Source organism: Rothia sp. SCPM-O-B-18226 (M350) (genome assembly GCF_058213595.1).
Window position 1 is genome coordinate 218568 of record NZ_JBYQJS010000002.1, and the last position, 23068, is coordinate 241635.

The window sequence follows — 23068 nt, forward strand, 5'->3', positions numbered from 1 at the left end:
CCCGCGCGAGCGGGGATGAGCCCTGGATTTTAGGAGGAGCAATGAATAACATTTCGTGTTCCCCGCGCGAGCGGGGATGAGCCCAGCTGGGGCAGCCGTGAGGAACGCATGAACCCGTGTTCCCCGCGCGAGCGGGGATGAGCCCCCGGTTGCCGCGTACCCGGCGGCGACTAACGCGTGTTCCCCGCGCGAGCGGGGATGAGCCCCCTTTGAATGGGAGACCAACTACAGCGCCGAAGTGTTCCCCGCGCGAGCGGGGATGAGCCAACGGCGCGAACCGCAAAAATTATTGAGCAACAGTGTTCCCCGCGCGAGCGGGGATGAACCTTGCTGTAGGTCATTCTGCGTGGTGCGGTCACTGTGTTCCCCTCGGGCGAGGGGATGAGCTTCGGCGTTGCCGTTCTCTTTTCGCTGGTCTTGGATGGGTTTGCCCTCTGAGCCTGCAGGGCATCTAGAAATGGCGATGAAAGACGAATACCTGTAGTAGGTCTTGGCGTCTGGTCGTTTGGGCTGGCAGGCATTATAGTCGTGACTAATACTGTCCATGTGGTTGGCTGCTTATTGACTGCAAGAATATAAAAACCCCGGTGCCACCGCCCAAAAACAGGTGTGGGAAAAGACACCGGGGACCCTCACCAAACGAGGGGGACAGAAGGGCGTGAAAATCATCAACACGCAGAAGAAAGGATAACAGCAATGGCAAAGAAAGAGGAACACACAGAGTTCACCGTGTATCTGTCCTCTAAAGAGGTTGCGGCAATGGCTGGAGTGGAGGTTAAGACCGTGAATAATGCCCGTCAGAAGGGCGACCTGCACCCCGCCTCACGGACTGGCAGCACCTGGGGTTATTTTGAATCCGAGGTGCGCCGCTGGATGGATTGGCGCGAGAAGAACCCGCCGAAATCCCGAGTATGGGGCTGGAATAACAGCGGCACCCCGCGTCCGCACGGTGTTGAGGTCAAAGAAAAGAAGGATAAATGAGCGGTTTTTCTTGTGTTCCCCGCGCGAGCGGGGATGAGCCCACCTACAGTAAAGGTGAGCCTGTGCCTCCTACGTGGTCCCCGCGCGAGCGGGGATGAGCCCGCGTTCTGCCATGCCTTTAATTTCGAAGATGGGTGGTCCCCGCGCGAGCGGGGATGAGCCCTGCGCCAGCCCCTGTGCTCCTACACCGGAGACGTGGTCCCCGCGCGAGCGGGGATGAGCCCGGCAAGGGCAAACAGAGGGCTGAAAATCCCACGTGTTCCCCGCGCGAGCGGGGATGAGCCGAGCGGCCACCGTTCCGTAGCTGAGGCGTACCGATGTTCCCCGCGCGAGCGGGGATGAGTCTCAGAACTGCCACTGCATCGTGAGATTCAGTGCATATTCCCCGCAGTAGCGGGGATGAGCCCTATATTAAGGGCAATAATGAAAGAGGCTCAACGTATTCCCCGCACTCGCGGGGCACAGGTAAAGCCCCTCGGCCCGCAGCAGTAAACTGCAGGTCGAGGGGCCTCCTCATGCATTAGCGTTAGCTGGTAGAAGGGTCAGCACCCGAAAACCCGGGAACCGCCCCTTACGCCACCACCGCCTCCTTGGCCGCGGTGCCGTTGCGGGTCCACAGCAGGAACGCCGCCACGCTGTTGATGATGTAGAAAATGTACTTGCCGACGTTCGCAAAGTTACCCTGAGTCAGCGCCTTCACGCACTGCACGGTGTTGTACAGAGCCCAGAACTGCCACTGCATCGTCAGCTTCAAGGCGTTCAGAATGTTCGCTGACAGGGACAGGCCAAACACCACGGTCGTGATCCAGAACAGGAAGGTCATCTGGCCGCGGTAGCCGATATAGTTCGCTACCAGGGAGAATGCGAACGAACCCGCCACAATGCCGGCGATAATCAGCAGACCCTTCTTGCCGGTCGGCGGTTCCATGGCCTTGCCGCGCTCGGAGTTCTGCCACCTACGAATCGCGAAGGTGTACACGATAAAAGTCACCGGGTAGGTGATGATTGCCGCCTTATTACCCAGAATGTAGTCGATCGTTCCAGACAGCGCCGTGTTAATAATGCCGAGCACGTTACCGACGTTCGAGAGGCGGCCGGTCAGGCGGGTGGACATCATTGAAATGCCCACGTTAATCACTGAAATAACGCCGAGGGGGATGAGGCTCGTCATCGGGCCCCAGTCAACGTACTTGGCGAGGTTGGTGTTCAGGTATCCAGACCCGATAGCGATGGCAATAACCAGTGCCACGCCGAAGAGGTCGGCGTAACGCGACTTGGCGAAGAAGATAAGTGCCTTATCCACGAAAGCTCCTTTGGGATGGGTGTGTTAGCTCGCCGTTGAGTGGTATCGCAACGGTGATAAGGTTGTAATAACTATAACTCCCGAATCTGGAGACACGCCAAAAACACACCAAACCGGTGCTATTTGTAACGCGATTCACTTTTGAGGGGCTGTAGATTGATTCGGGGCTTGCGGGTTGAATCGGGGAGGCGGGTTGATGATTCTCACGCCTTCTAGCCTCACATAATTCGCCAAACCCTCGAATAAACTCGAACCTTAAGGTATTCTTGATAGCTGGGTCAGGAACCACGCCGGTCTCACTCACTGCGCATCCGCCCGGCACTCACCCTCCGCGTCTCACTCACGCTCAACAGGGAATCGCGTATCGGCCTCACTCACCGCACACGCTATTGCCGCGCCTCCTGCCACCCGTAGCTCACTCAACTCAAACGACAAGTGAATAGGACAATCATGCCCTTCCTCAACAATCGACTCTCACGACGATTCTTCCTGAAGGGTGCCTCCGCTGCCACCGCAGCAGGCGCCCTCGCACTGCAGGCCCAGGCTGCAAACGCAGATGAAGCCCCCAAGACCGCCGAGTCCCCGGCCGCCGCCGAGGAGACCAAGGGCCCGCGCCTCACCATCCAGCGAGCCACCATCACCGAAGACGGAATGACCGTCAGCTACACCGCGCACGGCCTGCGTGAACTCCTCGCCGAAGGCACCACCCTGACCGTGCGCCACGGCTACGTGCGCGACAACTCCTTCGAAACCCTGCGCTCTTGGCCGCTCACCCCCGAATTCAACGGTGACGAAGACACCTTCAGCGGAACCGACCTGTTCCCCATCGAACTCATTCAGCCCGAGGGCGTGGACCACGCCCTGCAGCTGGATATCTGCACCGACCCCTGGGGGCAGGAAATCGCCCACCAGGTCGCCGCACGCATCCCCGTGGCCGAAACCAAGATCCTGAAGACATCCTTCGAAGACGTGCCCGGCAACCACCCCTACGCCGACGACATTCGCGTGGCTAACCAGAAGAAGTGGCTGCTGCCCAACCCGCAGACCGGCGCCTTCGAGCCGGACCGCGCCGTCACCCGCGAAGAGGTCATCGCCCTGCTCAACCGTGCGGCGGGTCGTCCCGGCGTGAGCGAGAACTCGGAAGTCGCACCCTACGCGGATGCGGTAGACCGCCCCGCCGCGAACGCCCTGCACTGGGCGCGCGACCGCAAGATTGCTGAACCGATCGCTAGCGGCGAGCGCATCGACCCGACTGCCCCGATCTCGCACGAGGAGCTGGCGGCGGTGCTGTACCAGTACAACACCGAGGTGCAGCTCTCCGAGCTGGAGGATGCCTTGGGCTCCCGTTTCCGCGATGTGCTGGGTGCGGGTCCACTGCACCGTTACGTTGCGTGGGCTGGCGCGAACGATATCGTGCTGGACTCTTCGGGTGAGTTCAAGCCGACCGCCCCGACGACCCGCGCGGAGCTGGCTCGCTTCATTCGCCGCTACAAGCTGCAGAACCTGCTGTTCACTGACTTCTCGTATGTCTCCTAATTTTTAGCTATCCCTGGCGTTGCGCGCTGGGTAGCGTGAAACCCCCGTCTTCTGGCTTTTGCTGGAGGCGGGGGTTTTGTTGTGCGGGTTTAGCGACAGGCTGTGCCTGGCATGTGAAATTTTTGCGTCATATATACCTGAAATCTTGCAAAAACCTAGGAGCTAAGTAAGTATTACCTAGAAGGTAAATTAATGATTGCCTTACTTAATACTGTGTGAAGGCTAGTTCACTCCTTGTGGGTGCACGAAACACCCGCCGCATAAGGCAGAAAAACACGGCGCCTCACCGCCCCTCAAACAGGGGAGAGGCACCCCTTCACACACCACCCACACGATAAAGGACATACATATGAACCTCGCATCGAGCAAGGTATTCAAGGGCCTCGCCGTTGGCTCGCTGGCACTGGCAATCTCGGGCGTTGCCACCATCCCCGCATCATTCGCTGCGGACCCCGCCCCGGCGGCAAGCCAGAGCAGCGACGCTCGCACCATTGCAGACAAGGCCATGGCGAAGATTACCCAGGGCCTACCCGGTCAGTTCCAGGTCGCTTACTCCAAGAAGACCAACAAGATTTGGGTTGCGGGCACCGCGGACCGCGACAAGCACGTCTCCACCATCGCTCGCATTGACGCGAACTCCCTGAAGATTGAGGCCGTCGCCGAGCTGCCTATCATCAAGAACGACAAGGGCTACCAGTACGATGCGGCCTATGGCATCACCGTTGACGACGTGGACGGCACCGTATGGGTCACCAACACCACCGACAACTCCATTTCCGTGTATGACCAGGAAACCCTGCAGCAGACCTGGACCACCGCGGGTATCGCAGAGACCGACCCGAACTGGATTGAGCACCCCCGCTCCGTTCTGGTTGACCACGAGTCCGGCAAGGCGTTCGTCACCGGTCGTTTCTTCGTGTCCGCTATTGACCTGAAGACCAAGCAGGTTGAGAAGATCCAGCTCGAGGGCGCACCCGACGGCGGCACCCGCTACATCAGCATGAACATCCTGGTTGATGGAGGTAAGCTGTACGTGCCCGAGCGTACCGGCGGCAAGATTTTCGTCGTCGACACCAAGACTTTCAAGGTCGAGAAGACCATCTCTGTGAAGGGCGATAAGGACGGCGAGGTTCGCCCCTCCGACGTGGCTATTGACCACTCGCAGAACGAAATTTACGTCTCTTCGCAAGGCGTGAAGGGCGAGAACTCCGGTGTATCCGTGTACGATGCGACCACCTACGAGTTCAAGAAGTTCATCCCCTTCGGCACCCAGGCGCTCTCGCTCGATAACGATGAGGCCAACGACCTGGTGTACGTGACCGACTTCGGCACCGGCAAGGTGGGCGTGATTGACGGCGGCGCAGCGGACAAGCTGATTGCCGAGGTCGCCATGAACGGCGGCAAGGCAAACGACCTGGTCGTACTGCCCAACGGCTCCGTGGTCGCCGTGGACAAGCAGGCTGGCGCAACCGCAACCGTGCCCTACGTCCTCGACGGTACCACCGGTACTGTCAGTACCTCCAGCCAGGTCACCAGTAAGCCTTCTAAGGACAAGCAGGGCAACGAGGTTCCCGCCAAGACCTCCGAGATTCAGGCGAACTCCATCCTGAAGTTCAAGGTCACCGCAACCGCGGGCGACAACTCCGAGGTCAAGCAGGTCACCCCCGAAACCCGCGAGTTCCAGGGCTACCCGGCAACCGCCACCAAGACCACCAAGGCAACCGACACCACCACCCCCTCCACCGAGGCACACCGCACCGTGGATGCAAACGGTAGCGTCGCAAATATCATTCAGGGCCTGCCCGGTCAGTTCCAGGTTGGCTACTCCAAGAAGAGCCATAAGCTCTTCGTGCCCACCGTGGGTGCGCGAGGCAATCTTGCTTCCTCCCTGGCGCGCGTGGATGCAGACACCCTGCAGACCGAGGCCTTCGCCGAGCTGCCCGTCAAGCAGAACGACAAGGGCCAGTACGGCTACACCTCCGCGTACGGTGTGACCGTCGATGACGTGGACGGCACCGTCTGGGTCACCAACACCACCGACAACTCCGTGGCGGTGTACGATCAGCAGACCCTCAAGCTCATCTGGACCAACGAGGGCGTGAAGGAAGGCGACCCGAACTGGATTGAGCACCCCCGTTCTGTGCTCGTCGACCACGAGTCCGGTAAGGCGTTCGTGACCGGCCGCTTCTTCGTCTCCGCTATCGACCTGAAGACCAAGCAGGTTGAGAAGATTCAGCTCGAGGGTGCCCCCGACGGCGGTACCCGCTACATCAGCATGAACCTGTTCCTGGACGGTGGCAAGCTGTACGTGCCCGAGCGTACCGGCGGTAAGCTCTTCGTCGTGGATACCAAGACCTTCAAGGTTGAGAAGACCATCCAGACTCAGGGTGAGGATTCCACCGTTGAGGTTCGCCCCTCCGACGTTGCTGTGGATCACTCGCTGAATGAGATTTACGTTTCTTCTCAGGGTGTGAAGGGCGTCAACTCCGGTATCTCCGTGTACGACCTGCGCACCGGCGAGTTCAAGAAGTTCGTCAAGTTCGGCACCCAGGCGCTCGCTCTGGAGCACGATGAGGACCGCGACCTGGTGTACGTGACCGACTTCGGCACCGGTAAGGTTGCGGTCTTTGACGGCCGCGCCGACGAGGTGATCGGCGAGGTCGAGATGAACGGCGCCGCCGCGAACGACGTGACCCTGCTCAAGGACGGCTCCGTGCTGGTCCTTGACAAGAAGGACCGCGACGAGAAGGTCACCCTGCCCTACGTGCTCAACGGCACCACCGGCGAGATCAGCACCGCCAGCGAGTACACCACCCTGCCTACCAAGGACCGCCAGGGTAACGACGTGCCCGCATCGGTTCAGCAGCTGAAGGCCAACTCGATTCTGAAGTTCAAGGTTGGTCTGAAGGACACCGCCGAGAGCGCGGCTCCCGTGACCCTCACCCCGACCGCCCTGCAGTTCGCGGGCTACCCGATGGTGACCGGCGTGAAGGCCGAGGAATCGAAGCCGACTGACCCGAAGTCTGAGGACGCTAAGAAGGACAACTCTTCGACCCCCGCCCCCTCGCAGTCGGCCGATTCGGCCACCGACGCGAAGGATACTGCGAAGTCCGATGCAAAGACCGATAGCAAGAGCGGTTCTCGGGACGAGCTGAACCCCTCCAAGGATGGCGTGAAGGCCGATCTTTCCGGTTCCTCGCAGGCTCAGCGCGAGGGTGGCTCCTCGAAGGGTGCTCTGGCCAGCACCGGTGCGAACGGCGTGGCCGGCCTGCTGGCCGTGGGTTCGGTCGCCCTGCTGGGTGGCGCGGCCATTCTGGTTCGCCGTCGCAAGGCCTAAGCTGTAACCGCCGACTTTGCCATAAGGAGGCGGTGAGTAGCAACGTTCAGCGGCCACTCTGAGCTGCTGCGTGAGGCGGGCTCCCGGCCCCGCCGCAATCGTCGAGATTGCGGCGGGGGAGGGGCCCGCCTTTTGCGCGTATTGGGTGCGTTCGCACGAACGGAAAAGTGATGTCGTTGAGGGAAGAATAATGCATCGGAATAATGTACCGGGTGAAGCAAATTTTTACATTAATGTGTAAATATAAGAGCTAATGAATATCAGGCTGACCAGGGTTTTTGCCTCCCGGGGAAGGCAAATCTCCCTCTAAGGGTTCAACGTTCACGTGATGCTCAAGGTAAATTCGCGGGATGCGCCCAAAAATATTGAACACACCCTCGACATAGCTTGTATTTTCCTGGGAAAACACTGAGGATAAGAGGGTAGGTAAATTTATGCATTACTTGCGCTTCTGCTCCCGCTACCGCTGAGCGTGTCACCGCACGCTCACGAAGTGTCTCGTTAGCACTTCGATACGGCGGCGAAGTACTTCCGTTACATCTCTACAAGGACACACATTGAACCTCACTCCTTCTTCGGGTAAGGCGCTGAAGGGCATCGTTGCTGGCTCCCTCGCGCTCGCCATTTCCGGCGCGTCCATGATTCCTGCCTCCTTCGCAGCGCAGAACACCGCGCAACCGACCACGACCCAGTCCGCTTCCTCCTCCGACGCAGAAAGCACTGAAAGCCGCGTCGTAGATGTCTCCGCATCCACCGCCCAGATTACTCAGGGTCTGCCCGGCCAGTACCAGGTGGCCTACTCGCAGGCGCACCACAAGATCTGGATGGTTGGCGTGGGTGGCAGTAGCAACCTGGCCTCCACCATCGCACGTGTCGATGCAGACACCATGAAGATTGAAGAAGTAGCGGTCCTTCCCTTCGAATATGACGCAAACGGCCAGTTCGGCTACGTTTCTGCGTACGGCATCACCGTCGATGATGCCAACGGTACCGTGTGGGTTACCAACACGACCGACAACTCCCTCTCCGTGTTCGACCAGGAGACCATGGAGCAGATTTGGACCAGTCACGGCATGTCCCAGGCTGATCCGAACTGGATTGAGCACCCCCGCGAGGTTCGCGTGGATAACGCATCGGGCAAGGTGTTCGTGACCGGCCGCTACTACGTCTCGGCTATCGACATGAAAACCTTCGAGGTCACCAAGATTCAGCTGCAGGGTGCACCCGACGGCGGCACCCGCTACATCGGCATGAACGTGGCCATCGACGGCGACAAGCTGTATGTGCCCGAGCGTACCAGCGGCAAGCTCTTCGTGATTAACACCAAGACCCTGAAGACCGAGCAGGTCATCCAGACCCGGGGCGAGGACTCTTCGGTTGAGGTTCGCCCCTCCGATGTGTCCATCGATCACTCCCAGAACGAGATTTACGTATCCTCTCAGGGCGTGAAGGGCGTTAACTCCGGCATCTCGGTGTACGACCTGAAGACCGGTGCGTTCAAGAAGTTCGTCAAGTTCGGCACCCAGGCCCTGGCCATGGTCAACGATGAAGAGCGCGACCTCGTGTACGTCTCCGATTTCGGCACCGGTAAGATTGCTATCTTTGATGCCAAGACCGACCGCGTGATTGGCGAGGTCGAGATGAACGGCGGCAAGGCTAACGACCTGACCCTCGCCGACGACGGCTCCGTCGTGGCCGTGGACAAGCAGGACATTGAGGGTGCAACCGCCTCCGTGCCTTACGTTCTTGACCCGAAGACCGGCGACGGTTCGACCACCGACAACTACATGTCCAAGGCTCGGGTTGGCCGCGATGGTAAGACCATCCCCTCCACCCGCGAGGTCCTCAAGCCGAACTCCATCATGAAGTTCCGCGTCGAGCTTGCCGACGGCGAATTCACCTCGCCCGCAACGATTGTTCCTTCCAAGCTGGCCTTCCAGGGTTACCCGAAGGAAGCGCTGCCCGTGATTATCGGCCCCACCCTGAACTTCGCGGAGGGCACGATTGACATCACTCGCCCCTACACCTTCCATGTCACCGGCGCTGATTTTGATAAGCCCCCGGCCGAGGGTATTCGCCTCTTCCTGGTTAAGGACGGCGAGTGGCTTCCCGGCAACGACAAGCTGACCGACAGCGAGCTGCAGAACATCCAGAAGATTTCCACGGTTATTCCGGCCAGCGACTTCGTGTACAACGAGAAGACCGGTAAGTACTCCTTCAGCGGCACCCTGCGCGTACCGGCAAACACCTTGAAGTACGGCCAGGGCTACCTGCTCGGCACCGTGACTGCCGGTTCCGACGTTGCTGTGAACCGCGACTACGATTCGGCTCGTGCGCTGATTGTTAACGATGTTCAGGAAGACGCGGATAAGGCTGATAACCGCGCCACCTCGGATGACTCGAGCAAGCCGAGCCAGCCCGCAGAGTCGCCTGCCGCCCAGCAGCAGGATAACGCTCAGTCCAAGACTGCTGACTCGAACGCCCCTGCCGCACAGGAGCAGATGGGTTCCACCGTGAAGACTCCCGCGAAGAAGAGCTCTTCGTCGCAGCCGGCCTCGAACTCTTCTTCCTCCTCTCAGTCGAAGGGCTCTAACGCTCAGGTAAATGCCTCCGCGACGAAGTCCTCGACCCAGAGTGGTTCGCTGGCTAAGACCGGTGCACAGAGCGTTCTGAGCCTGGCTGCCGTGGGCGCTTTCGTCCTGATTGCCGGCGCCACCCTGGTGGTGCTGCGTCGCCGTAAGTCCTAGCCTGTAACGGTATCTGATCGGTTCTTATCGGTCCTTCCGGATGCGCCCCGTACCGAGTGTGCGGGGCGCATCTGTATTGGGGCGCTGATGCGGGTCGGGGAAGCGGTCGGCAATATCTGTTGTGACGGCAGAAACCAACATTGGATAATGTGTGCCATTTCACCCGATTTCGATTTGGTCGTTTCATGGAACCTCTGTATAGTAGTATGTGTTGTCAGGGAGACCTGATAAAAGAGATGTAAATCTCACGGCCCCATCGTATAGCGGCCTAGTACTCCGCCCTCTCACGGCGGCAACACCGGTTCAAATCCGGTTGGGGTCACCACTAGGAAAGAAGCTCTCCAGTCGAAAGACTGGGGAGCTTCTTTGTTTATGTCTGTATTCGTTAGAACTCTCTGGCTTTGCGGTGCCGCCGTGAGCCTCTCACGGCGCCGCTCCTTACGTCGCGGCACTCCGGGGCATGATGGATTTCCTCGCGCGCTCGGCATCATGCCCCGCCACTTCTTGCGGCGTGGCATTCGGACGCATAATGAATTCCCTCGCGCGCTCGGCATTATGCGCCCTCATCACCATACAAATCCGGTTGGGGTCACCACTAGGAAAAAGCCTTGGTTCTTCGGAATCAAGGCTTTTTTGTTTATCTCTTATTCGTCAAAGGTCTTTAGATTTGCGGTGCCGCCGTGAGCCTCTCAAAGACTAAAAGCGAGAAGCCACATGTGTTTCGAAAAGCAACAAACATGGTGGCTTCTCGAAACACATGTGGCTTCTCAGCGGTATAAGGCGTAGAAACTTTACTGCGCTTGTTGAATCTACTGCGCCGAGGCCTCAGCAGAAGCGGTAGTAGCCTCCGCAGAAGCGCTCGGGCTCACCGAAGCAGCCGGCGAAGGCGAAGCTGTACCGGGAGTACGGCGCACCATACGCCAGGTGCCGTCCTGGTAATGAGCCACAACCTGGCCGGCCACCGGCTTACCCTGGTACTTGAACACATCGGCCAGGGTCTGGGTGCGGTCGTTGGTCTTGCTGTACACGCCAGCACCCTCGGCGGTATCAATCGTCATCTCGGTAGCCCAGGTGTAGTAACCGGTGCGAGTGTCCTTCGTGGGGCGATCCGCGGTCAGCGAGAAGACCAGAGGGCGTTCCGAACCAACCACCCAGCCGCTATCAGAGGCGTACATGCTCTGGAATAGCTCGGCCACCGTGGTGTAGTCACCCGTGTGGTCAATGTTCGTGAAGCGGGCACCGTCGCCGGTGAGCAACAGGTAGTTCAAGGTGGCCTGCCAGTACGCAATGAACGCGTGCAGGCCCTCAACGCTGTTCTCACGCAGCTTCGCGGGCTCCAGGGGAACCGGAACGTTCTGAGCCTTGTGCTCCTTCGTACCGGCCTCAAAGGTACCGGTCGAGGAGTAATCGGCCAGAACGACCTCGCCCTTCAGGCTGGGGCCGGGCTCAACGGTGGTCGTCGCCTCCGGAGAGGGAGCGACGGAGGCGGAAGGAGTCGTGCTTGCGCTCGAAGGTGCGGTAGTCGCACTCGGCGAGGAAGACGACTCAGAAGAGTTAGAAGAGCAAGCGGCCAGCAGGGTAGCGGCCCCCATACCCAACGCAGTTAGCGCGGTACGGCGGGTGTACAGAGTAGACATAAGAATCTTTCTGAGTAATGTACGTGCATGAACAGTTAAAACCAGAATATCGCAGGCTGGTTCTCAACCCAATATGAAGTTATCCGGGAGGCTGACTAGACGTTGAGTCCGCCGCTCTTCCCACTGCCGCTCTTCGGGCTCTTGGAACTGGGGGAGGGGGAACTGCTGGAGCTTCCGGAGCTACCGCTGTCGTCGTCGCTCGTATCTTTGGTGATAACGGTCCAGCCGCCAGACCTGTAGGTCATATCGATGTAGATGTCGTGGCTCTCCGCGGTAAAGGCCGTGTTGGAGCCCCTACCCTGCAGATAAATCTTCAGATTCTGATCGAGAAGCAAACGACCATTCCAACGGTATCGCGGGTTAGAGCCCGAGGACTTCTGGGTAGGAGTATCGGTGGAAAGCGAGATGCCCATCGGAGCATCAGAACCGTACATCCAACCGGACTTGTCCTGGTACATGGTGGAGAAACGCTGGAAAATCTCCACATAATCCTGATCGGACTTGCTCAGCGGTTCGGAGTCGCCAGTAAGCAACAAATAATTAATCGACGAAATCCAGTAGCCGAGGAAAGAGTAGATACCATCGACCGACGGGTCGTGCATGTTGCTCGGGGGGAGGGGCTTCGGCACGTTCTTGGCCTTTTCGGTTTCGGTGGCCGGAACGTAGGTGCCGTTCTTCTCGTAGTTATCGAACTTCAGGGGACCCTTGTAGGACTTACCCGAAGAAGCCGAAGCGGATGCCTTCGAAGAAGCAGACGCACTAGACGAGGAAGCCGCCGACGGAGACGAAGAAGACGAGCCCGAGGCAGAGGAATCAGCTAGGGGGCGTACCTTCGGAGCGCAGGCGCTCAGCGCGACGGTAGCCGTAGCGCCGGTGATAAATAGCGCGGTGCGTCGGGTAACGGGGGCGGAAGAAGGGCCGGTCATCGTAGCCTTTCGAAGTTTGTAGATTATCGGAAGTTGAGTGAGCCACCGCTCCTATCATACCTGTCCTTGCTGAAGGCCCCGTCATCGCGCGTCATGTATGAAATACGCCGCCGGACAGGCGCTTAAACACGAAATCCCGAAAACACAAAGTCCCCCGCACACAACCACAATAGTGCGTACGGGGGAGGGGAGAGAGGAAGTTATGCCGATGCCGAAGAAGCCGATGCGGAAGCCTCATCCTCGTGACCGGTGAGCATTACCCAGACACCATTCTTATACTCCACACCAACATACGTGCGGCCGCCCTCGCTCTTGGCAATCTTGTGGGGAGCAGAACCGTCTACGTGAGCCTTCAAATCCTGGTTGAAGGTGAGGTTGGCACTCCACGTGTACTGGTTGGGGTTCTTGGTGCTCTGACGGGGAAGATCCGCCAAAAGGCTCATCTCCATCAGGGTATCGGCACCGTAAGCCCAACCATCGTAGTCCTGGTATAGTCGAACGTACTCATCAAACTGCTTAACGTACACATCGGCGGGATCAGCCTTCTTGAGCGGCTCAGAATCGCCGGTGAGCATCAGGTAGTTGATAGCAGCCAGCCAGAAGCCCGTAAACTCGTAGATTCCCTCGGGGCTCCGATCATTCATGTGCTCCGGGGGGAGGGGCTTCGGCACGTTCTTGGCTTTTTCGGTTTCGGTGGCCGGAACGTAGGTGCCGTTCTTCTCGTAGTTATCGAACTTCAGGGGGCCCTTGTAGGACTTGTTCGAAGACGCAGAGGCGCTAGAAGACGCGGAGGCGCTAGAAGAAGCGGAGGCCGAGGCGCTGGAAGACGCGGACTCACTTGCCGAGGCGGATTCGGAAGCCGACTCGGAAGACTTCGACAGCGGATGCACGGACTGGGCACAGGCGCTCAGCGTCACGGCGGCACCAGCACCGGCGGCCAGCAGGGCGGCGCGACGGGTCACAATGGAAGAAACAGGGAAAGGGCTGTTCATCATAGCCTCTCGGTAGAATTCATCAGAGCTGAGTGAGCTACTGTAATCATCATACCCGGGCTACCCGTTCATCCCACTCACCGTCCGTCACAAAACCGTTCTAACGGAGCAGCTGCGAGAAAGCGTGGCGAGCCTTGGCCACCTTCGGGCTCACCACAAACGCACAATAACCCTGCGCCGGATTCAATGCGTAATAGTTCTGGTGATAATCCTCAGCCTCATAGAACACGCCCAGGGGCTTAATCTCCGTAACAATGGGGGAGGGGTACAGCTGCTGAGCACGCGCCACCGCACGCTCAAACGCCTCACGCTGCTGCTCATCCGCATAGAAAAGCACCGAACGGTACTGCGAACCGGTATCCGCACCCTGACGATCCCAGCTGGTCGGATCGTGGCTCGTGAAGAAAATATCCAGCACCGTATCCAGGTCAATGACCTGCGGGTCAAAGCTGAGCTTCAGCGCCTCCTGGTGACCGGTCGTACCCGAACATACCGAACGATAATCAGGGTCGGGGGTCTCGCCGCCCGTGTAGCCGCAGACGCTCGCCTCAACCCCGCGGAACTGGCGGTACACCGCATCCAGGCACCAGAAACAGCCGCCGGCAAGAACAACATCAGTCATGATTCCTCCTTGAACTATAAAACCACACTACCTGAAGAACACCGCAGGGCCGCACAATATTCCTGTGCTACCGCGGGCTTTGGCGTAAACCGCCACCTGCCCTGCCGCGCCACCTGCCACAATAGATGTATGACTGAAGAACTCGCAACCCCCACCCTCGCAGACGTCGTCGACGCCTTCCATACGCTCTTCCCGCCGCAGCTTGCCGCCGGTTGGGACGCCTCCGGTCTCGTCGCGGGTCGCGCCGCCGCCGCCGTGCACACCGTGCTCTTCGCCGTGGATGCGCTCGCCGCCACCGCCGAGGAAGCCATCGCCGAAGGGGCCCAGCTACTCATCACCCACCACCCGCTACTGCTGCGCGGCGCAAAGTTCATCCCCGACAGCGACTACAAAGGCAACGTTCTGCACACCCTCATCGAGGGCGGATGCGGCCTGCTCGGCGCCCACACTAACGCCGATGCCGCCGTCGAGGGCGTGAACGAGGCGCTCTGTGACGCCATCGGCCTCATTGACCGCGAACCGCTCACCGAGGTGCAGACCCAGGTGCTCGACGGGCAGGAACACGCTGTGGGTACCGGCCGCATCGGCACCCTGCCCGAAGAACTGACCCTGAAGGAGCTTGCAGAACGCCTCGCGGCGGCCCTGCCTCCCACCGCCGGCGGGTTGCGCATCGCGGGCCGTGGCGACCAGCCGATTCGCCGCGTCGCCCTCTGCGGTGGTGCCGGTGACTCCCTCTTCGACGCGGTGCGCGCCACCGACGCGCAGGTGTACATTACCGCCGACCTGCGCCACCACCCGGCCAGCGAGTTCCGCGAAACCGCACGCGTTACCGGCAGCAATATCGCGCTGATTGATTGCTCCCACCCGGCCAGCGAATCGCTGTGGCTGCGTTCGGCGGCCGACCGCCTGCGCAAGCTGCTCGCCGAGCGCGGCTACGCCATCGAAACGAAGCTGTCCGCGCTCAACACCGACCCGTGGGACTTCACCGTCTCTACCGGCGTGGCAACCGGTCAGGATGCGCACTCGGCAAGCACCGCCGCAGCCCCCGCGTGGGAACTCTAGGGCGAGAATTCTAGGGGCGAGAACTCTAGAAGAATCCGCGCGGATTCCCTCAGCGCGTAAGAGCCCGGGCACCCCGTCTGTTGTGACGAGGTACCCGGGCTAGAACCGGCCCGGCCTACTTAGTTAGCAATGCGATACAGGCCGGTAGTGATAGGGTTCAGCACACGATGCCGGTAATAAAACAACATCCAGTCCAATTCAATGCGGGTCACAGCATGGTTCGGTTCAAACATGCCGGTCTCGGGAGTAATAACATTCTGCTGGGTAGCCCACAGAATCTCACGGTAGAACGCGGAATCCGGCGTAACATCCGGGAAGGACGAAACACCCGAGACTTCCGGTGAACCGGACGCACGGTAGACCATCGCGGCAACGGTTGCATTCGTGAGCCCTTCCTCCGCGTGGAACTTGCCGTCAGGTCCGCCGAAGGTAACGCCCTTTTCGCGAGCCCAAATGTAGGCGGCGTAGTTCGGATTGTCCGTCTTCACATCCGGCCACGGGGAGACTGCAGGAAGGTCGACCTTGGGGCTGCCCTTCATCTCATAAAGGGCGGAAGCCAGCTCACCGCGGGTGGCAGGCTGCTTCTGTTCCTCGTCGTTCAACGATGTCGAAAAGTACATGCGTTCCTCTACGGGAACGTATGCGTTCGTGAAACGCGGGACGCCCTCAAACTTCAAATCCTGGTGCGCCAAAAGAACGCCGCGGTGCTCCGGGGCCAAACCCACAATCGGGGTGATGAGGGTCTTATCCGTCTGGCTGACATAGCCGTAGTCGCTCCACGCCTCAATGACGTACTGCTTGGACGGATCCAGTGTGTTCGCGGGAATCTTGAGTTTGACGAATGCGAAGCCTCCCTCCAGGCTCCTCTCGTACTCATCATCGCCGTGGATGTAATGCTTCATCTCGCTCATGACCAGGACGGGGGAACCCGTACCCTTCTCGCGGATGACGTACATCATGCCCTCGGCGCCGGGGATGTTATTCCCCACGAAGCCCTGCCCCTGAATCAGCAGTTCCTGATCCTTCGTGGGGTCCTTCAGGGCATCGTATTTCAACTTAGGCGCGAAGGTATCGGAGTGATAATCATTGGTGCTCAGACCGTGATGCGTCACAACGTTCTTGCGAGCCCAAATATCCTGAACGGTTGACTGCGGCTGGCCCTCGGGCTCGGCGAGGATGCCAACCTCGTAACGCACCTTGTCCAGGGTCATATCCGGAAAATACTCCGTGAGGGTGTAGTAACTCGGCAAAGTATTAGCCTCAACCTTCAGCGGGGCGACAAAGGTGCCGTCATCGTCAATGGTGAAGTCCTTGCCCTCTTCGAACCGCAGAAGAGTGTCGGTAATCTGCAGAGCGTTATAGGGGACGTTCTCCTCGGGGGCGATGTAGATGACTACCTTGCCGTGCTGCTTGCGCCACTCCTTGGTGAAGCCGGTGCCCAGAACCGTAATTTTACTGTCCTCACCGGTGTACAGGCCGTCGCCCTCTTGCCCGATGTAGTCGCGGCCGTCCTGGTAGTAGTAATCCTCATATGTAACGGTGAAAGACGGCTCATCCGCGACATCCTGAGTTGCAGGGGCGGGGGTATTGGCAGCCGGTGCGTTAGCAACGGGCGCGTTTGCAGTGGGTGCAGCGTCCTGGGCTAGCGCCGGGGTCATCGGCAGGACCATCGCGCTCGCCAGTACGAGCGCGCTACAATTCCGAGCCGCGCGAAGGAATGAAGACGTAGAGTTCGGAAGCGAGGACATAAGACATCCTTAGGGTCATTTCTCCGGGGCCGCGCGAGCTTACCGGCAGGCCGGGAATCTACCGTCGAATCTGCGCGTGCCCCATGAGAAAAGTGGTTGAAAATCCCCCTCGATTTCGGGGATATCCTCACCCTATCAAAGCGTTGAACGATTGTCAGGAAACACTCAAGGGATACTTGAAGGTTCTTGGAAATCTCACACAGTAGTTAGCTGATAAAAGCTGAACCCCGTGCTCCCGAACAGAAAACCATTCGGGAGCACGGGGTCATTCAGGCGGCTACGCTGAGCGAGCCTAGAAAGCCATCATCAGAACCTCCAGCTCACCGCGAGTCACCATGTTCTTGGGGTTGAACGTGCCGCTGGTACTCAGTGCAACCTTGTTCTGCCCAGCCCACGCAATCTCACGGAAGAACGCAGAACCCGGGGCCACATCGGTGTACGGGGACCAGTACTGCACGGTGGGGGACCCAGCCGCGCGGTAGGTGAAAGCCGCGACGGTAGCGTTCGAAATTCCGGCATCCGCATGGAACTTGCCATCAGCCCAGCCGAAGGTAATGCCCTTCTGGCGAGCCCAAATGTAGGCGGCATAGTTCGGGTCGGTGGTCTTCACATCCGGCCAGGGAGAGGTCTCGGGGAGGTCCACCTTGGGACTACCAGCCTGAGCGTACAACGCCGCTGTCAGCTCGCCGCGGGTAGCGCGCTCCTTGCGCTGCTCATCGGTCAGACTGGGCTGCTTACCCTCAGTAGCGTCAGATCCCTTGAAGTTCAGGTCTTGAGAAGCCAGTAGGGTACTGCGGCCCTCGGGCGCCTTGCCCACCACAGGGCCGGCAAACTCGCCGTTCTTATAGCCGTCGTTACTCCAAACCTCCACGACGTACTTCTTCGCCGGGTCCAGAGTACTCGCCGGCACCTTCACGACGCCGCGTACCTCGCCGTTCTCGAACTCAGAAAAATGGTGATAGCGGTTATACCAAAAGATGTCACTCGTCGCCAGAACCGGGGTGTTCGAACCCTTCTCACGAATCACATACTGAACACCCCCGGAGGAGGCAAACTTACCGTAGAAGCCGGTACCCAAAAAGTAAATGCTCTGATCAGCGGAGGTGTCACCCAGAGCCTTGTACTCCACCTTGGGGGCAAACGCGCTGGAGCGGAACGCCTGAGTGTCCAGCACAGTACGATACAGCACGTTCTTACCAGCCTGCAGGTCCTCCACAGTCAGCTGGGGCTCACCCTGCATCTCGGTAAACATACCAATCTCGTAACTCACCTCGTAACGCTTCTCGTAACGCGGAATGCCGAGGAAAGGAGCGCGAGGCTTGTAGTAGCTCTGCAACGCATCGGGCTTGACCGTCAGCTGAGCGTCCAAGACGCCGTTTTCAGCAATGGTGAAGTCCTTGCCCTCCTCAAAACGGAGTAGAACATCATTGGCGGGCAGAACATCAGCGCCGTCAGGAACACCCTGAGAAGCAACAATGTAAACCACTACCTTGCCATGCTTCTCACGCCACTCCTTGGTGTAGCCCCAACCCTTCACGTGGATGGTGCCGCCCTCGGAGGTGTACAGCAGCTGTTCCTTGTTGTCGTACGAAAACTTGAACGTAGCTTTCTGCGGGGTCTTACCCGGAATATCCGCAGCCGTCGTGCCGTCAGAGCCATCGAAGTCCAGCTCCTGGGTAGCCAGCAGGGTACCGCGACTCTCGGGCGCCTGACCCACGACGGGGGTAATAAACTCGTCGCCCTCGTAGCCGTTGTTACCCCACACCTCGATAACATAATCCTTTGACTTATCCAGGGTGTTCGCCGGAATCTTCACCGTACCGTGGATGTAGCCGTCCTGGTAAGCGAAAGCCAGCTCCTTGTGGTTATATTCAATGATGTCGCTAACCACCAGAACCGGGGCGTTCAAACCCACCTCTCGCACGACAACCTGAACACCCTTCGGGGAGTTAATCTCGCCGCCGAAACCCCAACCCGAGAATTCCAGAACCTGGTCCTCATCAGTGTTCTTCAACGAGTGGTAGCCCAAGTGGGGAGTGAACTCATCAGAAGTGGCAACAGGGTTCTCACGGACGCGATCACCCGACTGAGAACTAGCCGCTGCAGTTGCAGTCGTATCTGCAGTAGCGTTCTGGGCAAGCGCTGGAGACATTGGCAGAACCATCGCGCCGGCCAGCGCCAATGCGCCGCATCCCTGCGCCGCACGGAGGAAAGAAGACTTAGAGTTCGGAAGAGCGGACATAAACATTCCTTATCGGTCATGTCCATTGCGCCGATGCAGGTTCTAAATGGGGGTGAGAAATTTCCGTCGAATCTGCGCTGGCCCAAGGAGAAAGTGGTTGAGTATCCCCGTCGGTTTCGGGGATATTCTCACCCTACCAAACCCTCAATGAGAAGTCCCGAGAACGCTCAAGGGACGAGTAAAAGTCCTGAAATTTTGTGCCTCAACGACCCTGCAAGCACTTAAAAGAGCGCAGAAAAATGGTTCAAACAACGGGTACAGAAAACGGGCACAGAAAACCCCGTGCTCCCGAACAGAAAACCATTCGGGAGCACGGAGAACCAGCGAGCTATCCGATGCGCCGCACACGCCCTCAAGGTAAAACCCGAGGGGGATGCGGGCGGGCTAAACGACCTTACTTAGCGCGAGCCTGGAACGCCTCAATCAGAGTCTCCAACTCACCATGAGTCACCATGTACTGAGCATCGAAAGCGCCGTTAGCGTTCAGCACCACCTTGTTCTGCTGAGCCCACAGAATCTCACGGTAGAACGCCGAACCGGGAGCCACATCACTGTACGGGGAGTCGCCCTTAACCGCGGGCGAACCAGCCGCACGGTAGGTGAACGCCGCAACGGTAGCGTTCGAAATGCCTGCATCAGCATGGAACTTGCCGTCCGACCAGCCGAAGGTAATACCCTTCTGACGAGCCCACACGTACGCGGGGAAGTTCGGGTCGGTGGTCTTCACATCCGGCCAGGGAGAAGTTTCAGGCAGCTTCACCTCGGGGGTGCCCGCCTGAATGTACAGGGCAGCTGCGAGCTCACCGCGGGTAGCGAGGGTCTCCAGCTTCTCGTCGGAAGGATCAGGGTTCTGGTTATCGTCCTCATTGGGGTCCTGAGCGTTGGGCAGGTTAGCATCCCTATAACCGTTCGTGCCGTTCAGGTCCAGGTCCTGCCATGCGAGTAGGGTACCGCGGCCCTTGGTGGACCTGCCCACGACCGGTGCGATCAGCTTACCGTTATTGCCGTAACCGTCGTTAGCCCAGACCTCAATCACGTACTTCTTCGAAGCATTCAGAGTGTTTGCCGGAAGATTCACGGTACCGTTCAGGTTGCCATCACGGTACGCCGAAGACTGGGTGGGGTGGTCAAACTCGATAATGTCGCTGGTTGCCAGAACCGGGGTGTTCGAGCCCTTCTCACGAACCACGAGCTGAACGCCCCTAACGGAGTGAATATCGCCGTTAAACCCCTGGCCACCAACGTTCAGATCCTGTGATTTTGCGGGGTCAGTCACAGCGTTGTAACCCAGGCGCGGTGCGAACGGCGCCGGCTTCTCACCCATAGTATTCAGCACCTGGGTGCTCACCACGTTCTTGCTGGTCCACAGCTCCTGAGCGGTCAGCGGCTTCTGATCCTTCTGTTCAGCAACCACGCGAATTTCGTAGAGGACATCGTACTTGGTGCCGCCGGTCGGGTCGTGGAAGTTGTCATCATCGATGAAGTAGTAGGCAGCAAGCTTGTACGCCTCAACCTTCAGATCAGCCTCAAAAGTGCCGTCATCGGTAATGGTGAAGTCCTGACCCTCCACGAAGCGTAGCATCTTCGAAGTCGGAATCTCGTAGCCGGAGGGCGCGTAGTTCGCGGGAGCAATGTACAGCGCCACGGTACCGTGCTGGGCACGCCACTCCTTGGTGTAGCCCGAACCCTTCACGTGAACGGTGCCGCCCTCGGTCGTGATGAGGAAGGGGTTCACGCCATCGTACTTGTAGCCGTCGGGAACGGACGCCTCAAAAGTGGTGGTCTGCTCCACTGGCTTGGGATCCGGCGTTGGCTCGGGCTTCTTGTCGTTGTCCTGAGCCGTGGGCAGGTTGGCGGCCTGGACGCCGTCCGAACCCTTGAAGTTCAGATCCTGCCAGGCCAGCAGAGTGCCCCGGCCCTCGGGGGCCTGACCCACGACGGGAGTGACGAGCTTGTCGCTGCCCTCGTAGCCGTTGTTGCCCCACACTTCGACGGTGTACTGCTTCGCCGAATCCAGGGTGTTAGCGGGAATCTTAACGTTGCCGATGAGGTACCCGTGCTGGTACTGGAACGCATACTCGGGGTCGTTGTACTCGACAATGTCGCTGATAGCCAGGACGGGGGTGTTCGAACCCTTCTCACGAATAAGAATCTGCACGCCCTTGGGGGAGTTAATATCGCCGTTGAAGTCCCAGCCATTGAAGTGAAAATCCTGGTCCTTGGACGTATCGGTAAGGGCACTGTAGCTCCAGTGCGGGGTGAAGGCGTTGGTCTCAGCCTTCTGGTCACCGCCGGCCTTCGGGGTGGGGTTAGCCGGCAGGGAGCCAGCGGCAACGGCCGCGGGTGCTTCCGCAGTCACATTCTGAGCCAGCGCCGGGCTCATGGGAAACACCATGGCACCGGCGAGAACCAGCGCACCGCATCCTTGTGCTGCGCGGGCAAAAGAAGAAGGGGCTTTAGAGTTCGGCAGAGAAGACATCATTATCCCTATCGGTTCTATTGTGTCTCGCACCGCGGTGTACGGTACCGCGGGAAGCGGCGCGCAACATTGCGGAATACCGCACCGAAAACGGTGAGGCACCCCCGCGCGTATGGGGACGCGGGTGCGATGGGTTGGTTGGTTGTCCCCGTCGGTTTCGGGGATGATTTCACCCTACCAAACCCTCAACCGGAAATCACAGACCCGCTCAATGATGAGTTGAATGTTTCCCTTTATTTCAACCTCTAAGACCCCGTGGGCCATCGGCTACAGCGTGCGGAAGTACAGGTACAGCATCATCGCCACGCGTGCCTTCGACGTGTGCTCCGTCGGGGCGAACGCGTCGCCCTCGGACACGGTCGACACGCCGCGGCGAGACGCCCACACAATCTGGCGATAGAAGGGGGTCGAGGAAGTCACGTCACTAAACGGTGAGGTGCCCGTTAGTTGAATCTTCGAGGAGCCGTCAGCACGGTGCAACAGGGCGACGGTCGAGGCATTTGACAGGGGTGCCTCCGGGTGGAACTTGCCATCATTCCAGCCGCTCGTAATCTGCTGTTCGCGCGCCCACAGGTAGGCGTCGTAATTCGGGTCGGACTCGCCAACATCCTCGTAGGGGGAATGGTCCGGCCGAGTCACGGACGGCGAGCCCGCCAGACGATAGAAGATGCGAATCAGTTCGCCTCGTGTCACCGTATTATCCGCGCCGAAGAGAGTCTCGGAATCGGGATCCATCACCTGCGCGCGCACGGCCCAGCGCACACCATCGTAGTAGGCAGAACCCTCGGGTACATCCTCGAAAGCGGGCTGGTAATCGGGCGAGGCAATGACCGGACGGTGCAGCTTCGTGTCGGGGGAAGAGAGGCTTAGCGAGGGGCTACCGTCCGCGGAGGCATGAAGGCTGGCCGATGTCGGGACGGTGGCATCTGCCGCCGGAGTATTCGCCTGCGAGGGATCGGCCATCGAGAGAAGGGGAGAGAACGGCAGGTACAGCACACCCGCCAGGATTACCGCGCCCACGCCCAGCTCGATGCGGCGGCGGGAAGTCGACTTCTTCCGCTGATCGGCGGATGCGTCGGCAGAATCGACGGGGCTGAGAACCTGCGCGGACTCGTGATGATTCGGTGAAGAATTAGACGTAGCGGAACGCTTCGCGTTGCGGGACATAAATCCTCGATGTGGTTGGTGTATCGGTGTGTTTCTGGCACCGCGCTACCTCGTGTTCCCCGCCGGAAAAGGGGAATACGCGCACGGATATGCAATAGACCTAGCATAAAACCGCGGAACCCAAAATGCGAACTCAACCCGCTGAAAGGCCTTGGACATGATGGAATACTGCCGGGGTGGTTTTACAGAAATAGGCTCAACGGTGAGGGATGAGCCAGGCGATTGGCGAGGCTTCCACCCCCGCAAAAACCTGCCGGGCGGATGCGCGACGCACCTTTCGGTAACATTC

At 59.2% G+C, this 23068-nt stretch carries 14 protein-coding genes, 1 tRNA gene and 1 CRISPR repeat array (1 of these 16 running past the window's edge); of the genes, 6 read left to right on the forward strand and 9 right to left on the reverse strand.

Translation table 11 applies throughout. From position 1 onward, the window contains the following. Positions 1 to 329: a CRISPR direct-repeat array (repeat unit 29 nt; unit sequence GTGTTCCCCGCGCGAGCGGGGATGAGCCC) (it extends 4519 nt beyond the left edge of the window). 367 nt (positions 330 to 696) lie between these two features. Continuing rightward, complete coding sequence (locus tag AC3E6W_RS04960) at positions 697 to 981, forward strand: helix-turn-helix domain-containing protein (protein WP_490652478.1); 285 nt, start codon at positions 697 to 699, stop codon at positions 979 to 981. A gap of 571 nt (positions 982 to 1552) precedes the next feature. Here the strand turns inward: AC3E6W_RS04960 and AC3E6W_RS04965 are convergent. Then, positions 1553 to 2284 (reverse strand): nicotinamide mononucleotide transporter, encoded by a 732-nt coding sequence (locus tag AC3E6W_RS04965; RefSeq protein WP_490652479.1) that lies wholly within the window; start codon positions 2282 to 2284, stop codon positions 1553 to 1555. A gap of 450 nt (positions 2285 to 2734) precedes the next feature. Here AC3E6W_RS04965 and AC3E6W_RS04970 point away from each other — a divergent pair, with 450 nt between their 5' ends. From AC3E6W_RS04970 to AC3E6W_RS04985, 4 genes are all read left to right on the forward strand, one after another. Next, entirely contained in the window at positions 2735 to 3820 is a 1086-nt protein-coding gene (locus tag AC3E6W_RS04970) for an S-layer homology domain-containing protein (RefSeq protein ID WP_490652480.1), read from the forward strand. A gap of 349 nt (positions 3821 to 4169) precedes the next feature. Continuing rightward, positions 4170 to 7157 (forward strand): LPXTG cell wall anchor domain-containing protein, encoded by a 2988-nt coding sequence (locus AC3E6W_RS04975; protein WP_490652481.1) that lies wholly within the window; start codon positions 4170 to 4172, stop codon positions 7155 to 7157. A gap of 557 nt (positions 7158 to 7714) precedes the next feature. Then, positions 7715 to 9904, forward strand: a complete 2190-nt coding sequence (locus AC3E6W_RS04980) for a DUF5074 domain-containing protein (protein ID WP_049343452.1) — start codon at positions 7715 to 7717, stop codon at positions 9902 to 9904. A gap of 249 nt (positions 9905 to 10153) precedes the next feature. Beyond that, a tRNA-Glu gene (locus tag AC3E6W_RS04985) sits at positions 10154 to 10229 on the forward strand. A 484-nt stretch (positions 10230 to 10713) separates the two neighbouring features. Here AC3E6W_RS04985 and AC3E6W_RS04990 read toward each other — a convergent pair. The 4 genes from AC3E6W_RS04990 to msrA form a co-directional block, all read right to left on the reverse strand. Continuing rightward, the gene (locus tag AC3E6W_RS04990) at positions 10714 to 11541 is read right to left on the reverse strand and encodes a DUF6318 family protein (protein WP_049342802.1); all 828 of its coding nucleotides are present in this window, start codon (positions 11539 to 11541) and stop codon (positions 10714 to 10716) included. Between the two features lie 95 nt (positions 11542 to 11636). Continuing rightward, a complete protein-coding gene (locus tag AC3E6W_RS04995) occupies positions 11637 to 12467 on the reverse strand; it encodes a DUF6318 family protein (protein ID WP_049334064.1) in 831 nt (276 codons plus the stop codon). Between the two features lie 200 nt (positions 12468 to 12667). Then, positions 12668 to 13462, reverse strand: a complete 795-nt coding sequence (locus tag AC3E6W_RS05000; protein ID WP_152901364.1) for a DUF6318 family protein — start codon at positions 13460 to 13462, stop codon at positions 12668 to 12670. A gap of 97 nt (positions 13463 to 13559) precedes the next feature. After that, positions 13560 to 14081 (reverse strand): peptide-methionine (S)-S-oxide reductase MsrA, encoded by a 522-nt coding sequence (gene msrA, locus AC3E6W_RS05005; RefSeq protein WP_490652482.1) that lies wholly within the window; start codon positions 14079 to 14081, stop codon positions 13560 to 13562. Between the two features lie 129 nt (positions 14082 to 14210). On the opposite strand from msrA, the gene AC3E6W_RS05010 reads away from it, so the two are divergent. Beyond that, the gene (locus tag AC3E6W_RS05010; RefSeq protein WP_490652483.1) at positions 14211 to 15143 is read left to right on the forward strand and encodes a Nif3-like dinuclear metal center hexameric protein; all 933 of its coding nucleotides are present in this window, start codon (positions 14211 to 14213) and stop codon (positions 15141 to 15143) included. A gap of 119 nt (positions 15144 to 15262) precedes the next feature. On the opposite strand, the gene AC3E6W_RS05015 is transcribed toward AC3E6W_RS05010, so the two are convergent. The 4 genes from AC3E6W_RS05015 to AC3E6W_RS05030 form a co-directional block, all read right to left on the reverse strand. Next, complete coding sequence (locus AC3E6W_RS05015) at positions 15263 to 16891, reverse strand: S-layer homology domain-containing protein (protein WP_490652484.1); 1629 nt, start codon at positions 16889 to 16891, stop codon at positions 15263 to 15265. A gap of 292 nt (positions 16892 to 17183) precedes the next feature. Continuing rightward, entirely contained in the window at positions 17184 to 19133 is a 1950-nt protein-coding gene (locus AC3E6W_RS05020) for an S-layer homology domain-containing protein (protein ID WP_490652485.1), read from the reverse strand. A 394-nt stretch (positions 19134 to 19527) separates the two neighbouring features. Then, positions 19528 to 21612 (reverse strand): gluconolactonase, encoded by a 2085-nt coding sequence (locus tag AC3E6W_RS05025; RefSeq protein WP_490652553.1) that lies wholly within the window; start codon positions 21610 to 21612, stop codon positions 19528 to 19530. Between the two features lie 267 nt (positions 21613 to 21879). Beyond that, complete coding sequence (locus AC3E6W_RS05030; protein WP_490652486.1) at positions 21880 to 22779, reverse strand: S-layer homology domain-containing protein; 900 nt, start codon at positions 22777 to 22779, stop codon at positions 21880 to 21882. Between the last annotated feature and the right edge of the window lie 289 nt (positions 22780 to 23068).

Excerpts from the sequence above, each read along its gene's own strand:
- AC3E6W_RS05000 (WP_152901364.1), bottom strand. The coding sequence starts at position 13,462 with ATGATGAACAGCCCTTTCCCTGTTTCTTCCATTGTGACCCGTCGCGCC.
- msrA (WP_490652482.1), bottom strand. The coding sequence starts at position 14,081 with ATGACTGATGTTGTTCTTGCCGGCGGCTGTTTCTGGTGCCTGGATGCG.
- AC3E6W_RS04995 (WP_049334064.1), bottom strand. The coding sequence starts at position 12,467 with ATGACCGGCCCTTCTTCCGCCCCCGTTACCCGACGCACCGCGCTATTT.
- AC3E6W_RS05030 (WP_490652486.1), bottom strand. The coding sequence starts at position 22,779 with ATGTCCCGCAACGCGAAGCGTTCCGCTACGTCTAATTCTTCACCGAAT.
- AC3E6W_RS04960 (WP_490652478.1), top strand. The coding sequence starts at position 697 with ATGGCAAAGAAAGAGGAACACACAGAGTTCACCGTGTATCTGTCCTCT.
- AC3E6W_RS04990 (WP_049342802.1), bottom strand. The coding sequence starts at position 11,541 with ATGTCTACTCTGTACACCCGCCGTACCGCGCTAACTGCGTTGGGTATG.
- AC3E6W_RS04970 (WP_490652480.1), top strand. The coding sequence starts at position 2,735 with ATGCCCTTCCTCAACAATCGACTCTCACGACGATTCTTCCTGAAGGGT.
- AC3E6W_RS05015 (WP_490652484.1), bottom strand. The coding sequence starts at position 16,891 with ATGTCCTCGCTTCCGAACTCTACGTCTTCATTCCTTCGCGCGGCTCGG.
- AC3E6W_RS04975 (WP_490652481.1), top strand. The coding sequence starts at position 4,170 with ATGAACCTCGCATCGAGCAAGGTATTCAAGGGCCTCGCCGTTGGCTCG.
- AC3E6W_RS05020 (WP_490652485.1), bottom strand. The coding sequence starts at position 19,133 with ATGTCCGCTCTTCCGAACTCTAAGTCTTCTTTCCTCCGTGCGGCGCAG.
- AC3E6W_RS05025 (WP_490652553.1), bottom strand. The coding sequence starts at position 21,612 with ATGTCTTCTCTGCCGAACTCTAAAGCCCCTTCTTCTTTTGCCCGCGCA.
- AC3E6W_RS05010 (WP_490652483.1), top strand. The coding sequence starts at position 14,211 with ATGACTGAAGAACTCGCAACCCCCACCCTCGCAGACGTCGTCGACGCC.